Annotated in this window: 10 protein-coding genes; 9 read left to right on the forward strand and 1 reads right to left on the reverse strand. The window is 58.3% G+C overall.

Going from position 1 to position 12,787, the window contains the following annotated elements; genetic code table 11:
• The 9 genes from K1Y02_20465 to K1Y02_20505 all read left to right on the forward strand — a co-directional run.
• Positions 1-674 (forward strand): GDP-mannose 4,6-dehydratase (locus K1Y02_20465; GenBank protein ID MBX7258747.1); only part of this gene is annotated, 674 nt, incomplete at its 5' end.
• A gap of 315 nt (positions 675-989) precedes the next feature.
• A complete protein-coding gene (locus K1Y02_20470; protein MBX7258748.1) occupies positions 990-2,117 on the forward strand; it encodes a hypothetical protein in 1,128 nt (375 codons plus the stop codon).
• A 9-nt stretch (positions 2,118-2,126) separates the two neighbouring features.
• Entirely contained in the window at positions 2,127-3,317 is a 1,191-nt protein-coding gene (locus tag K1Y02_20475; GenBank protein ID MBX7258749.1) for a cytochrome c biogenesis protein ResB, read from the forward strand.
• Complete coding sequence (ccsA, locus tag K1Y02_20480) at positions 3,314-5,449, forward strand: cytochrome c biogenesis protein CcsA (protein MBX7258750.1); 2,136 nt, start codon at positions 3,314-3,316, stop codon at positions 5,447-5,449. The genes K1Y02_20475 and ccsA overlap by 4 nt, the downstream gene beginning before the upstream one ends.
• A 99-nt stretch (positions 5,450-5,548) precedes the next feature.
• Positions 5,549-6,121 (forward strand): TIGR00730 family Rossman fold protein, encoded by a 573-nt coding sequence (locus K1Y02_20485; GenBank protein ID MBX7258751.1) that lies wholly within the window; start codon positions 5,549-5,551, stop codon positions 6,119-6,121.
• A 10-nt stretch (positions 6,122-6,131) separates the two neighbouring features.
• The gene (locus tag K1Y02_20490; protein MBX7258752.1) at positions 6,132-8,459 is read left to right on the forward strand and encodes a mechanosensitive ion channel; all 2,328 of its coding nucleotides are present in this window, start codon (positions 6,132-6,134) and stop codon (positions 8,457-8,459) included.
• Positions 8,456-9,496 carry a metallophosphoesterase gene (locus K1Y02_20495; protein ID MBX7258753.1) on the forward strand — a complete coding sequence of 347 codons (1,041 nt, stop codon included), beginning with the start codon at positions 8,456-8,458 and terminating at the stop codon, positions 9,494-9,496. The genes K1Y02_20490 and K1Y02_20495 overlap by 4 nt, the downstream gene beginning before the upstream one ends.
• A gap of 83 nt (positions 9,497-9,579) precedes the next feature.
• Complete coding sequence (locus K1Y02_20500) at positions 9,580-11,007, forward strand: hypothetical protein (GenBank protein MBX7258754.1); 1,428 nt, start codon at positions 9,580-9,582, stop codon at positions 11,005-11,007.
• The gene (locus tag K1Y02_20505; protein ID MBX7258755.1) at positions 11,004-12,224 is read left to right on the forward strand and encodes a hypothetical protein; all 1,221 of its coding nucleotides are present in this window, start codon (positions 11,004-11,006) and stop codon (positions 12,222-12,224) included. Before K1Y02_20500 ends, K1Y02_20505 begins: the two co-directional genes overlap by 4 nt.
• Here the strand turns inward: K1Y02_20505 and K1Y02_20510 are convergent.
• Positions 12,216-12,787: GNAT family N-acetyltransferase (locus K1Y02_20510; GenBank protein MBX7258756.1), on the reverse strand; the 572-nt coding region annotated here is incomplete at its 5' end. The two genes, K1Y02_20505 and K1Y02_20510, sit on opposite strands and share 9 nt — an antisense overlap.

Raw genomic sequence — 12,787 nt, forward strand, 5'->3', positions numbered from 1 at the left:
AGCTCAAGACCGCCCGCGTGTTGCTCGTGTCGACCGACGAGGTATACGGGAGCATCGCTTCCGGGTCATTCAAGGAGACGGACCCGACGCAGCCGCGCAACCCATATTCGGCCAGCAAGGCGGGCGGGGAGTTGCTGGGGTTGTCGTATTTTCACACGTTCGACGTACCGGTCATCGTGACGCGCGGGTCCAACACGTACGGACCCTACCAATATCCGGAGAAGGTACTGCCGCTATTTATCACCAATGCCATCGATAATGTTCCGTTGCCGCTCTACGGCGACGGAAAGAACGTCCGCGACTGGCTTTACGTGGAAGACCACTGCCGTGGAATCGACCATGCCCTGCGCCGCGGAGAGCCGGGGAACATCTACAACATTGCCGGGGGCAACGAGCGGGAGAATATCCTCCTGACCCACCGAATCCTGGAGTTGGTGGGCAAGGGAGAGGACTTGATCCAGCCGGTGAAGGATCGCCCGGGCCATGACCGGCGCTATTCCATTGATTCGACTAAACTTAAGGCGCTTGGCTGGAAGCCGTTGATGCCCTGGGACGACGGCGTTGCCCACACGGTGCGCTGGTACCAAGAGAACGAGTGGTGGTGGCGTAAATTGAAAGACAGCGGCGACTACCAATCTCACTACAAGAAGTGGTACGGCGCGCTGAAGAAGTAGAGATTGCCATCTCCCTCGCAAGTCTTTTTAGCGCCCGGTCTCTGTGCCGGGCGGAGCTAACGTGTTAATATGCAATATCTTAAGACGCCCGGCGCAGTGGCCGGGCGCTATAAGGGCGAATACGTTTCTGTTGGTGGAAGTGACGGACGGCACCTTCAAGGAATCAGTTGACTCGCTATAGGTGTTCCGTAATCGAGATGACTTTTGTGCCGAGTCGGAGCGGGGCTTCAGGTTTTGACCCACACGCGACGGACGCGGTAGAATTATAATCTCTTACGGTTCTTGGCGTGTGCTGTCCCTGCAATGGAAGTACTTATGACCCAAATCTTTGTGCGAGCGGGCGTCCTTTCTCTGTCTTTGGTTCTGACTGCAATCCCCTTGGCCTGCGACCGTGGCGGCGGTGTTAAGCCCATCACCGAAGTGCGTCAGCTTGAAACGCCGCGGACCGCGCCACCCGCTACCTTGACGAGCGCACAACGATTCGGATTTAGCCGGCCCGCAAGCAGCACACCGCGGCAAGCGCCATTCACCTACACCGTGCCGCAAGGCTGGACCGAGCAATCGCCGGATCAGATACGAATGATCAACCTGCGCCCAGCCGGAGACGCCAAGACGGAGTGCTACGTCTCGGTCCTGGGAGGCGGAGTCGATGCCAACGTGAACCGTTGGCGGAAGCAGATGTCCTTGCCGGACTTCACGGCTGAAGAACTGGCGGCGTTGGTCAAGAAGCCACTGTTGGGCGAGTCGGCCACGTACGTGGAATTTGAAGGGTCTTACGTGGGCATGGGCAGCGACCCTCAGCCCGACTACAAATTGCTGGGCATGGTGCTCCCCGTGGGTGGCAACGCCGTCTTCATTAAGATGGTAGGCCCGAAAAGCGTGGTCGAGGCCGAGAAGGCCGGTTTCGATGCGTTCTGCGCTTCCCTTCAGATGCGAGTTGAAGGGGAAGACACGGCATCCGCGCCCGCGCAAGCCGCGTCCAGCGAAACCGCCTCCGGAGCGGAAGGGAACGAGTCGTTCACGTGGTCGTCGCCCGGAGGATGGCGCAAATCCGCCGATAAGCCGATGCGTATCGTGACCTACACGGGCGGCTTGGACGGCGAAGTCGAGTGTTACGCGAGCGTGTTCCCGGACAACGCGGGAGGTGTCGAGGCCAACGTGAATCGCTGGGCCAAACAGATCAATCACACCCCGATGACCGCGGAAGAAATTGCGGCGCTGCCGAAAATCACGATGTTGGGACAAGAGGCGTCGCTCCTGGAATTGGAGGGCGATTTCAGCGATTCCATGAGCGGAAAGCAGATTCAGGGCGCGGTGTTGTTTGGCGTCATTGCGCGCGTTCCCGAGGGCAGCCTCTTTGTGAAGATGGTCGGTCCCGCGAGCGCGGCGCGCGCACAGAAGCAGAATTTCCTGGCGTTTTGCCAGTCGTTCAAGCAGAGGTAGTGGAAGGGCATGATTAAACGCGCGTTGAGTTTGACGATTGACTTTCTGGCCTCATACGGGTTCGCGTGCATCATCTTCATTCTGTTGATGGTGCTCACGTTTCTCGGGACCATCGAACAGGTCGATCAGGGGCTCTTCGAAGTGCAGAAGCGGTACTTCGAATCCATGTTTGTGGTGCACAAGCTGTTTGGCGTGATTCCGATTCTGCTGCCCGGCGTCTATCTGCTTCTCATTCTGTTTTCGATCAATCTGGTTCTTGGCGGCATCATTCGCATGCGCAAGAACAAGTACACCCTTGGAAACCTCATCATTCATGCGGGCATGTTGCTGCTGATCTTTGGCGGGCTTATCAAGAATGAATTTTCCATCGACGGGCATTTGACCCTGGCGGAGAACGAGCGCTCCAGCGAATTCCAGAGCTACTACCTGTGGGAGATCGCGCTGTCGCCCGTCGACGAGAAAGGGCAAAGCACGACCGAGTATCTTGTGCCCGACGATCAATTCGTGTCGGCCAGGGAAGGCAATCCGGTCTCCTTCGTGCGCGACGATGTTCCCTTTGATCTCACGGTCACCCGGTTCATCCCCAATTGTGAACCGTCCATGGTGGGGCCGATGATCGCCGATAGTGTGCATGCCGTCGATGGGTTCTTCCTAAATGAAATGCCCAAAGACAAAGAGGCCGAGCGCAACACGGCAGGCGTGTACGTGCAGATACGCGATAAAGCAAGCGGGTCCATCAAAGAAGCGATCCTGTACGGGCGCTCGCAGACGCCGCTTCCCATTGACGCGGGAGGCAAGACGTGGACCATCGACCTGCGCAACCGCCGCTACACGTTCCCGTTCACCATTGCGCTGAACAAGTTCATTCAAGAAAAACACCCGCGCATGGAAATGGCGAAGATGTTTTCGAGCGAAGTGACGAAGATCGAAGGCGGAGTCGAGCAGCCCGTCACTATCACGATGAACGAGCCGTTGCGGCACAAGGGGTACACGTTCTTCCAGGCATCGTTTATCGAAGCCGATCCGAGGCGCGGCACGCCGGTGATGTCGACGTTGGCCGTTGTGCGCGACCCGGCAGACCGAATCCCGCTTTACTCCTGCATCGTGATTTCGGTTGGTCTCATGATCCATTTCACCATGAAGCTTGGGCGCTATCTCCGCCGGGAGCAGAAGCGCCTTGAACCGTCGAGGGCGACATGAACGCGAAACGATTCTTCACGCTGATTGGAATTGCGGCGCTGGCTTTCATGCCGATGGCGCTGGCACAAGAGGCTGCGCACGATCACGAAGGCCACGACCATTCCGGCCACGCGCACGCCGATCCCGTTAAGCCTATTAAGTGGGACAAAGAAACCCTCGAGAAGTTTTCGACACTGCCCATTCAAGACGGCGGTCGCGTGAAGCCGCTGAGCACGTACGCGGGATTCAAACTGCTCAAGCTCAATGGGCGGCGTGAATGCCGGAATCTCGAAGGTGAGAAGCTGACGCCCATGGCATGGTTCCTGGACACGCTTCTCTATCCCGAGACGGCCAATCAATACAAAGTGTTCCTCGTCCAGAGCTCGGAAGTGCTCGAAGCGATTGGCGTGTCGCACGAAGGTAAGAAGAAGCGCGACCGCTATTCGTACGAAGAGCTTCTGCCTGGAAGAGCGAAGCTGTTCGAATTGGCGCAGAGTTATTCGGGGATCGACGCAAAAGACCGGACCGGGATTCAGACGCAGATCGTGAATCTGGCGTCCAACATCTTCGAGTATGAATCGGTGAGCCATTACGCGGACTTTGCGCGGCATGAACTCTCGATCTCGGAGGGATCTCCGCTGCGTGCCGTCCTCCCCGAGCCGACCTTCTCCGCGGTGCTGGAGAAGGCGACGACGTTGCGCGTGTTGGCCATGGCAATGGATCGCGGCATGGACTCCGTGTTGTCCGGCATGACGCCCGAGAAGGCCGCCGAAATGAAGGCGCTGTTTCCCGGCGTTGACTCGATCGACGAGGCTACCCGCAAGAAGAATCTCGACGAGTTGCAGGCCATGTTGAATCAACTCGATGCAATGGCTCGCAATGCAAGCGAACTGGCCTTGTTCCCGCCAGCCAAGGATGCGGAAGATCAGACGCACTGGTATGCGGCGGGCGAAGTCGCTGAAGTGGTATTTGGCGGCGATGGCACGCACGGCGTCGAGGAATTGAAGCTGGTTTCGTCATTCGAGCAGTTGGTGCGGGATCGCGCGGAGCCGGAGAAACTCAAGGCCCAGCTTGCCTCGTTTCACGATGCGGTGACGGCGATCGCGACAACGCGTGGCGAATACGCGAAGATCCCCATAGAAGTCACGTTCTATCGAGCCGACTTCTTCTACAACAGTCTCATACTGTTTATTATCGCGTTTGCAATCATCGCGGTGACTTGGCTGGTGCCCTACAACCGGCTGATGTCGAAGTTGTACCCCCTGGTGCTATTCCCGCCGACGGCCCTGTTGATTACGGGCATTGTGTTCCGCTGCATCATCCGCGGACGTCCCCCCGTGAGCACGCTCTACGAGACCATTCTCTTCATCACGGCTGTTGCGGTTGTCGTGACCATCTTCATCGAATACATCAATCGACAGAAGATTGCGCTTTCGGTTGGCGCTATTCTAGGCATGATTGGGATGTTCCTCGCTTTCCGGTATGAGGCCAAGGAAGGCGTCGACACCATGCCCAGCCTTGTCGCCGTGCTGGATACGAACTTCTGGCTGGCGACGCACGTGACCACGGTGACGATGGGGTATTCGGCGGGCCTGCTCGCAGCGGCGATTGCGCACATCTACATCATCGGCAGGTTCTTCGGTATTAAGAAGGAAAACAAAGACTTCTACAAGGGCGTTACCCGAATGGTGTATGGCGTCCTCTGCTTTGGATTGATTTTCGCGACCATTGGCACCGTGCTTGGCGGCATCTGGGCCAACGAAAGTTGGGGCCGATTCTGGGGCTGGGATCCGAAGGAGAACGGCGCGCTACTGATAGTGCTTTGCCAGCTTGCCATTCTGCACGCGCGCATGGGCGGCTATATCCGCGATCTGGGTATCAACATCTCGGCGGTCTTCGGCGCAATAGTCGTCGGCTTCTCGTGGTGGGGTGTCAATCTCCTGGGCGTCGGATTGCACAGCTACGGCTTTACGAGCGGCATTCTGCAGGCGCTGACGGCTTTCTACGCCGTGGAATGCCTCGTGATACTGCTGGGCTTCGGCATCTGGCTGCGGGAGCAGTGGGCGCCTAAGGCGGCCTCGCCCGATGCAACAACGCAATTGTCGCGCGGCAAGAAACAAAAGAAGACGCTCCCCGCGAAAGCCTCCAAGTAAGCTCAAGACGCCAAGGACGCCCCAAACTACAGCCACCTGCCGAGTCGTGGTATGCTTGCGTCCACTCTTTTGAGCCGGCAACCCATGATGGGGCGATGTATGAACGGAAGTGTCTGTGTTTACTGCTCGTCCAGCGACGCGGTGCCTGAAGTGTATTTCGAGGCGGCCCGGTCGTTTGGCGCTGCATTGGCGCAGAGTGGCCGCGCGTTGGTCTATGGCGGGGGAAAGATTGGGTTAATGGGCGTCCTTGCGCGCGCCGTGCACGAACATGGCGGCAAAGTCATCGGCGTGATCCCCGAAGCGTTGCGCGAAATGGAACTGGCCTACACCGGCGCGGACGAATTGATCATCACGGCGGACTTGCGCGAACGAAAAGCCGCGATGGAGTCGAGGGCGTGTGCCTTTGTCGCGCTGCCGGGTGGATACGGCACTCTCGAAGAGATGATAGAGGTGCTTACGCTGAAGCAATTGCATTTTCATGCGAAACCCATCGTCATGATAAACACGGCCGGCTTTTATCAGCCGCTTCTTTCGATGTTTGAACAGCTCTACGAGCAGCGTTTTGCCAAGCCCGAGACGCGACAGTTGTATCACGTTGCAGGGAACGCCGAAGACGCGCTGACGTACATCAATCACTACACGCCGGCGTCAACGCCGCAGAAGTGGTACTAGGCGGCGCACGATGGTGAATTTGAGAACAATACGCGCAGCGACGTTCGCAGGAATTTGGGTTCTCGCATGCGCCCTGTACGCGCCGGGTGCTTGGAGCGCGGAGGCGCCGCAATCCGCTCCCGAATCCGCCGCGGAGTCAAAACCCGCTGCGGCAGCACCACAGCCAGAAGTCACGCGAGAGAGTCTCAAGACCAAGATTGAAGACCTCGACAGCCGGATCACGATTGCGGAAAACCTGATCTCGCCCGAACGGGCGCAGATGTTTGGCATGACCGTGGGCGACATGCAAGAGCTGCCCATGACGCTGCGGCAGCTTCGCAGTCTGCTGGAAGATCACATCAGCCTCCTTGACGAGATGGAGGAAACGGTTCGCAGCGAGACGGATCTGCAGAAGGAGATTGCCTCGTACAAGGGTCTTTCTCAACCTCCGCCCTACACGCCATGGTTCGTGGATACGTATCGGAAGGCGGTCGAAGACAAAGAACTCGAGGTCGAGTCGGCAGAGTTGGAGTTGTCCCACGCCAAAGATCGTGTGAACCGGGCCAAAGAGGATGAAGTGCGGACGGACACCCTCTTGGCCAAGGCGCGTGAAGACGCGGCAAACAACGCCGATACCGCGGCGACACCACGGCTGGAATGGCAACTGGACACGATGCTCGCGAAGCGAGAGCTGGCGCAAGCGGCGACTCCCTATGCTGCCATGGAGGCATCCTGCACCGAACACCAAATCGCATTCCTCAAGAAGATGTTGGACTTCTTGAAACGGAAACACGAAGATGCGAAGGCGAAGTTACGGTATCGCGCAGCCGATCTCGAACAGAGAATTGAAGAGATTAAGAAGAAGCGCGAAGACACGCAGGAAGCGCTTCGAAAGGCGCATTCGAAGAAAGACTCGGCATGGCAGCGGCTGGATTCCGCGCGCGCCGCATTCGATGCCGCGCCCGAAGACGGCAAGGCGCAGGCGCAAGCAGCCGTGGACCTGCGCAAGATAGAAGCAGACGCCGCAACGGCAACGGTCAAAGTGCTGGCGCAACGCCTTGAATTGTTGTATGCGGTTGAGGAACTGTGGACGAAGCGCTACACCCTTCACACGAACCGCAAATCGATGAAGCTGCCCGAAGAGCGTGAACACGTCACGGGGTATTTCGAGTCGTTCGTGACGAGCCGCGATAAGTTGACGGCGGATGCCAGGGGTGTGTGGGGAACGATTCAGAGTCTTTCGCGGCGCATCGCGGAATGGCAGCCCGCGGACGGAGATGTATCGCAGGCGCAACAAAAACTGAAGGCCCTGCAATCCCAAGTCGAGAACTACCCTCCGCTCATGGCGGACTTGGCCGATGCCGCCTTGCTTGCCAAGTATCTTCAGGAAGAGATTGCAACCGAGCAGACCCATTTGTCGTTCGGAGAACGGTTCCAGGAAGTGCAGCGCAAGATCGAGACGGTCTGGGACTATCCCCTAATCAACCTGGAGGGCAGTCCACTCACGGTAAAGAAGATAGCGCTTGCGCTAATCATTCTTGTTGTGGGGTTTGCCTGCACGCGCTTTGTCACGCGCCAGTTGCGCCGGCTGATGTCCGCGCGCGCCGACATGGATGCCAATGTGGTGGCCACCATCAACCGGCTGGTCCACTACTTCATGCTGGCGTTTGTGGTCCTGTTCGCGATGTACACGGTGAACATACCGCTGACCGTGTTTACGCTCTTTGGCGGTGCGTTGGCTATCGGCGTAGGTTTCGGCGCTCAGAACCTGATCAATAACTTCATCAGCGGTCTGATTCTGATGGTGGAGCGTCCGATCCGTATCGGCGACATTATCGAAGTAGACGGCAAAGCGGGGCGTGTAGAAGAAATCGGAGCGCGGTGTTCCAGGCTCGCCGTCTTTTCGGGTGTGGATATTCTTGTGCCCAACAGCAAGCTGTTGGAGCAGAATGTCATAAACTGGACCTTGTCTGACCAGAAGCGCCGCTATTCCGTGCGGGTCGGTGTGGCGTATGGATCGCCGACGCGCGACGTCTCGAAACTCATTCTCAAGGCAGTTGAAGATCACGGTAAGATCCTCAAGAACCCCGAGCCTGTCGTCGTGTTCCAGGATTTTGGAGACAACTCGCTCGTATTCGAAGTCTTCTTCTGGCTTCCGATGAATACGTCGACCGACTCACGCGTTGTGTGCAGCGATATCCGTCATATGATCGACAAACTGTTCCGCGATGCGGGCATTGACATTGCCTACCCGCAGCGCGATCTCCATGTGGACTTCACAAAGCCGCTGGACGTGCGCATGGTGCCGCCCGAGCCGTCCACCGAAGTGGACTCGAAAGAAAGCGAAGATTCGAAATGATCAACGTACGAAGGTCCATATGCATCGTGGCGGCTCTTTTACCCGCAATCGCCGCGAGTGCGCGCCAACCCGATGGAACGCTTGGACTCCTGCAGACCCCTAACAACGGCATGCCCGCAATCGTGAGGCCTGGAGACACCTTCATCGTGACCGCGCTTCACGAGTCGACGATTGGGTTACAGGCGCCTGAGGGGACCACTGAGCTTCAGGTGGAGTGGAGTGGATTGCCGGGCGGAAAAGCCAAGGGCCTTTGCACTGTGCCCGCAACGGTGGCGCCGGGCACGTATGCCCTGGAGGCGAAGACAGCGGACACGGCCGATACGAATCTGCGGAGCGTGTACGTCATCGAGAGTTTTCCATCGAAATACGTCGTGGCGCACGTCACGGACACGCACATCGGAACCACGCGGCACAAGCGGCCGTCGGAAGATATTGTGCGGGATGTTTTCGCGGCCGTGAATGGAACGGACGCGGCATTTGCGTTAATCACCGGCGACCTGACGGAAAGTGGTGAGATTGAGCAATACGTGAGTTTTCTCAGCGTCCTGGACACCTGCACGAAGCCAACGTTCGTGTGTGCGGGCAACCATGATCGCAAGGAACTCAACTACGAGCGCTTCTTCGGCCCGGATGTGTATTCCTTCCGGTTTGGAGACGACGGCTATTTGTCTTTTGACACGAAGGATTTTCTCGTGGCAGACGATTTGTCCGGTCAGGCCACCGAGATCCAATTGCAGCGCCGCGCCATCAAATCGGCGCGATGGTCCATCGGATTCACGCACCGTTACGAGATGGACATGGGCATGCGAGCCCAACTTGCGTTGTTCGTCGATGATCCCCTGGACTACCTTATCTTTGGGCATTGGCATCGCGAGAATAACGACAAAGAAAAATCGGTCCCCTGGGATGGTTGGCGAGGTCCCACCAAGATTACGGTTACTCCCGCCGCCATTAACGGGGAGATGCGGTTTTTTGACGTGGACAAGAGCGCGGTGACGCCGCGCCCGGTACAGACCGAGGTAAACGTGAACAAGTAGGCTGGCGGCATGTTGCTGCCTGCTACGGCTGCCGAATCAAAGGAGTGTGCGCCATGCAGAGTTCCGGAATTCGCACGGCAACGATGTGTGTTGCTGTCAGCCTATTGGCCGTGTTGGGGAATTCGGCAGGCGCCGAACTGCGCGCCGGCGCCGCGGCGATCGACACCACGCCCCCGCTAGGACTTTCCCTTATCGGAAACATGTCGGACCAGAAGGGGAAACACATACACGATGCCTTGCACGCGCGCTGCCTCGTGCTCGACGACGGCGCATCGCGTCTTGCGCTCGTTACCGCCGACTTGTGCCTTATTCCGCGCGACGTTTGCGACAACGCGAAGAAGCTCGCCAGCGATGCCACCGGGATTCCTGTTGAGAACATGCTGATCGCTGCGGTGCACACCCATTCCGCCGCGGGCGCAACACCGGCATTTCAATCCGATCCCGACCCCGCCTACCGAGAGTTCTTGACCGTGCGAATTGCCGACGGCATACGGTGTGCGGTGAATAACCTCGCGCCCGCGGAATTGGCCTTTGGCGTGGGCCGCGTGCCCGAAGAAGTATATTGCCGCCGGTGGTACATGCAGCCCGGGTCTATCGGTCCCGATCCATTTGGCAACACGACGGATACCGTCAAGATGAACCCCGGCGTGGGCAATCCCAATTTGATAAAGCCAGCCGGACCCACCGATCCGGAGGTGTCGTTTATTGCCGTGCGGCATCGCGACGGGCGTCCACTCGCGTTGTGGGCGAATTACTCGCTTCACTACGTCGGCGGTACCGGTGGAGGACATGTCTCCGCGGACTATTTCGGCTACTTCGCTGACCGCATTCAAGCGTTGCTTGCGGCCGACCGGCAGGATCCGCCGTTTGTGGGAATCATGTCGAACGGTACAAGCGGCAACATCAACAACATCGATTGGCGAAACGAGAAACCGAGCCGGGAGCCGTACGAGAAGATGCGGCTGGTCGCCGATAAGGTGGCGTCCGAGGTCTATCGCGTTTATCAAGGGCTGGACTTCAAGTCAGACATCACGCTCGCGGCCGCGCAGACGGAGATCGAAGCGGGTATTCGCAAACCCACGCCCGAAGAGCTGGAGAAAGCCAAGGCGCGCTTGGCCGTATCGAAGGTGGGAGAATTGAGCGACATTCAAGACATTTACGCCCGTGAATCCACCTTGCTCGCCGAATATCCCGATACGATCAAGTTCATCGTGCAGGCGTTTCGTATTGGCGACGCCGGTGTAGCGTCGATACCTTGTGAGGTCTTTACCGAAACCGGGCTTGCGTTGAAAGAACTGAGTCCCATACGGCCGATGTTCACGGTCGAATTGGCCAACGGATACAACGGTTATCTGCCCACACGCGAGCAACACGCATTGGGCGGCTATGAAACGTGGCGTGCACGAACGAGTTACCTGGCCGTAGACGCCGAGGAGAAAGTGAGGGCGGCCGCCCTCGAAGTGCTTGGCAAGGTTGCTCCGGCGAAGGTCGCCGAGGCGGTGACGCAATGAACGCAAGAACGGCGCTTGTATGCATCGCGGGAGTCGTGTTCTCGCTGACGAGCACCGCGTTGGCTCAGGATCCGGTTCGTTTCAAGCAGGATCGTTTTGCGATCGGCTTCTGGGTGGACCCGCCGGAAGTGACCGACGCGCGCTACGCCGAAATCGCGGAGGCGAACTTTACACTTGTCCTGGGTGGATTCGGCTCGACGTCGCCGGACGTCGTCGCAAAACAAATTGAGTTGTGCCAGAAGTACGATCTGAAGTTGCTGGCGTGGCCGGGCAACGATCCGGCCGAATCGAAACAGGGGCCGCCCGTCTGGGGCTATCTGGTTCGCGACGAACCCAACGTATCCGATTTCCCCGCGTTGCGTGAACGCGTCGATGCCATTCGCGCGGCGCGCCCCGGTGCGCTCGCTTATATAAACCTGTTTCCCAACTATGCCAGCAAGAAGCAGCTTGGTACGGACACGTACGAAGAACATGTGCGGCGCTTTATCGACGAAGTGCGGCCGGATGTTCTCAGCATGGACCACTATCCGATATTCAAGCCCGATTCGGATGGCCGGGATGGCTATTGCGAAACCTTGGCGGTAATGCGCGAGTACTCGCAGAAAGCTGACATCCCATTTTGGAATTTCTTCAACATCATGCCTTACGGCCCTCACACAGACCCCACGGAAGCGCAGGTTCGTTGGCAAGTGTTCACTTCGCTCGCGTATGGCGCGAAGGGGGTGCTTTACTTCTGCTATTGGACGCCGGCCGGGGATGAGTTTCCAAAGGGCGGCGCGATCATTGGACGCGACGGCAAGCGCACCCGCCATTACGACGAGGCGAAGCGAGTCAACGCGGCTGTGAAGAACATGGGCCCGACGCTCATGAACCTCACGAGCACCGCTGTCGTTCGAGTCGCGCCGGGTGGCGATGCGAAGACTGCGCTTGCGGGTAGTCCATTGCGCGATCTGATACCGGCGTCCGTCGATCCGCCCAACGATTACCTCGTGGGAGTCTTCAAGCACGTGGATGGACGGCGAGCGGTGCTGCTGGTCAACTACCGGTATGCGCTTTCCGCGTGGCCAACGGTCGAGTTTGATGCACCCGCGGAGAAGGTCGTTGAAGTCAGCCAGGAAAACGGCGCGGAAGTGCCCATTCACGATGACAGCCCCGATATGCCGGGAGTCCAGGTATCGCTGGATGCGGGCGCGGGACGGTTGTTCCTGCTACCTTAATGAACCTTGCCGTTCCTGCGCGCTAACAAATGGCTTGTTCGGTCCACATGTCCCGCTGAATGCGAGCAGGGCAGGGGACTGCATCTTGGTTCGCCTAAAGATAGGTGGAAACAGCAGCCTTACCAGGCTGTATCGAGAATAAAAATACAGCGCGCACGGCCTTGTGTCGTTCATCATCCGGCGCTTGGTTTCATTCATGACGGGCCCGAAATGGACGTAGGCAAGGCCGCGTTCCAACGCGTAAGCGGCGGTGCGCACGATGACGCTTTCATACGCGTGGCACGTCGAGCGTAGCGTGCGATCGAACGCGCCGTGGATCATGCGGAGCCCATTTCCGGTCTTGACGAATGTATGGTACCCCACGACCTCGCTTCGTAGGCGCGCCACAATGTGGACCATTTCCGGCCGGTCGATACCGCATGTGCGCCTGACAATCCCGGGGAACAGCCCCTGAAACGGCGAATAGACGATGCTGCAATTCACCGTCGAGTCCATGCACGCCAGAAACCGGACCAGCACCCGGTCGGGGACTTGACCGGTCAGCACTTCCACTGCGCCGCCCT

The sequence above is a fragment of the Candidatus Hydrogenedentota bacterium genome, assembly GCA_019695095.1.
Classification (GTDB): Bacteria; Hydrogenedentota; Hydrogenedentia; order Hydrogenedentales; family SLHB01; genus JAIBAQ01.

Coding starts and splice junctions, on each gene's coding strand:
- K1Y02_20470 (MBX7258748.1), top strand. CDS start 990: ATGACCCAAATCTTTGTGCGAGCGGGCGTCCTTTCTCTGTCTTTGGTT.
- K1Y02_20475 (MBX7258749.1), top strand. CDS start 2,127: ATGATTAAACGCGCGTTGAGTTTGACGATTGACTTTCTGGCCTCATAC.
- ccsA (MBX7258750.1), top strand. CDS start 3,314: ATGAACGCGAAACGATTCTTCACGCTGATTGGAATTGCGGCGCTGGCT.
- K1Y02_20485 (MBX7258751.1), top strand. CDS start 5,549: ATGAACGGAAGTGTCTGTGTTTACTGCTCGTCCAGCGACGCGGTGCCT.
- K1Y02_20490 (MBX7258752.1), top strand. CDS start 6,132: ATGGTGAATTTGAGAACAATACGCGCAGCGACGTTCGCAGGAATTTGG.
- K1Y02_20495 (MBX7258753.1), top strand. CDS start 8,456: ATGATCAACGTACGAAGGTCCATATGCATCGTGGCGGCTCTTTTACCC.
- K1Y02_20500 (MBX7258754.1), top strand. CDS start 9,580: ATGTGTGTTGCTGTCAGCCTATTGGCCGTGTTGGGGAATTCGGCAGGC.
- K1Y02_20505 (MBX7258755.1), top strand. CDS start 11,004: ATGAACGCAAGAACGGCGCTTGTATGCATCGCGGGAGTCGTGTTCTCG.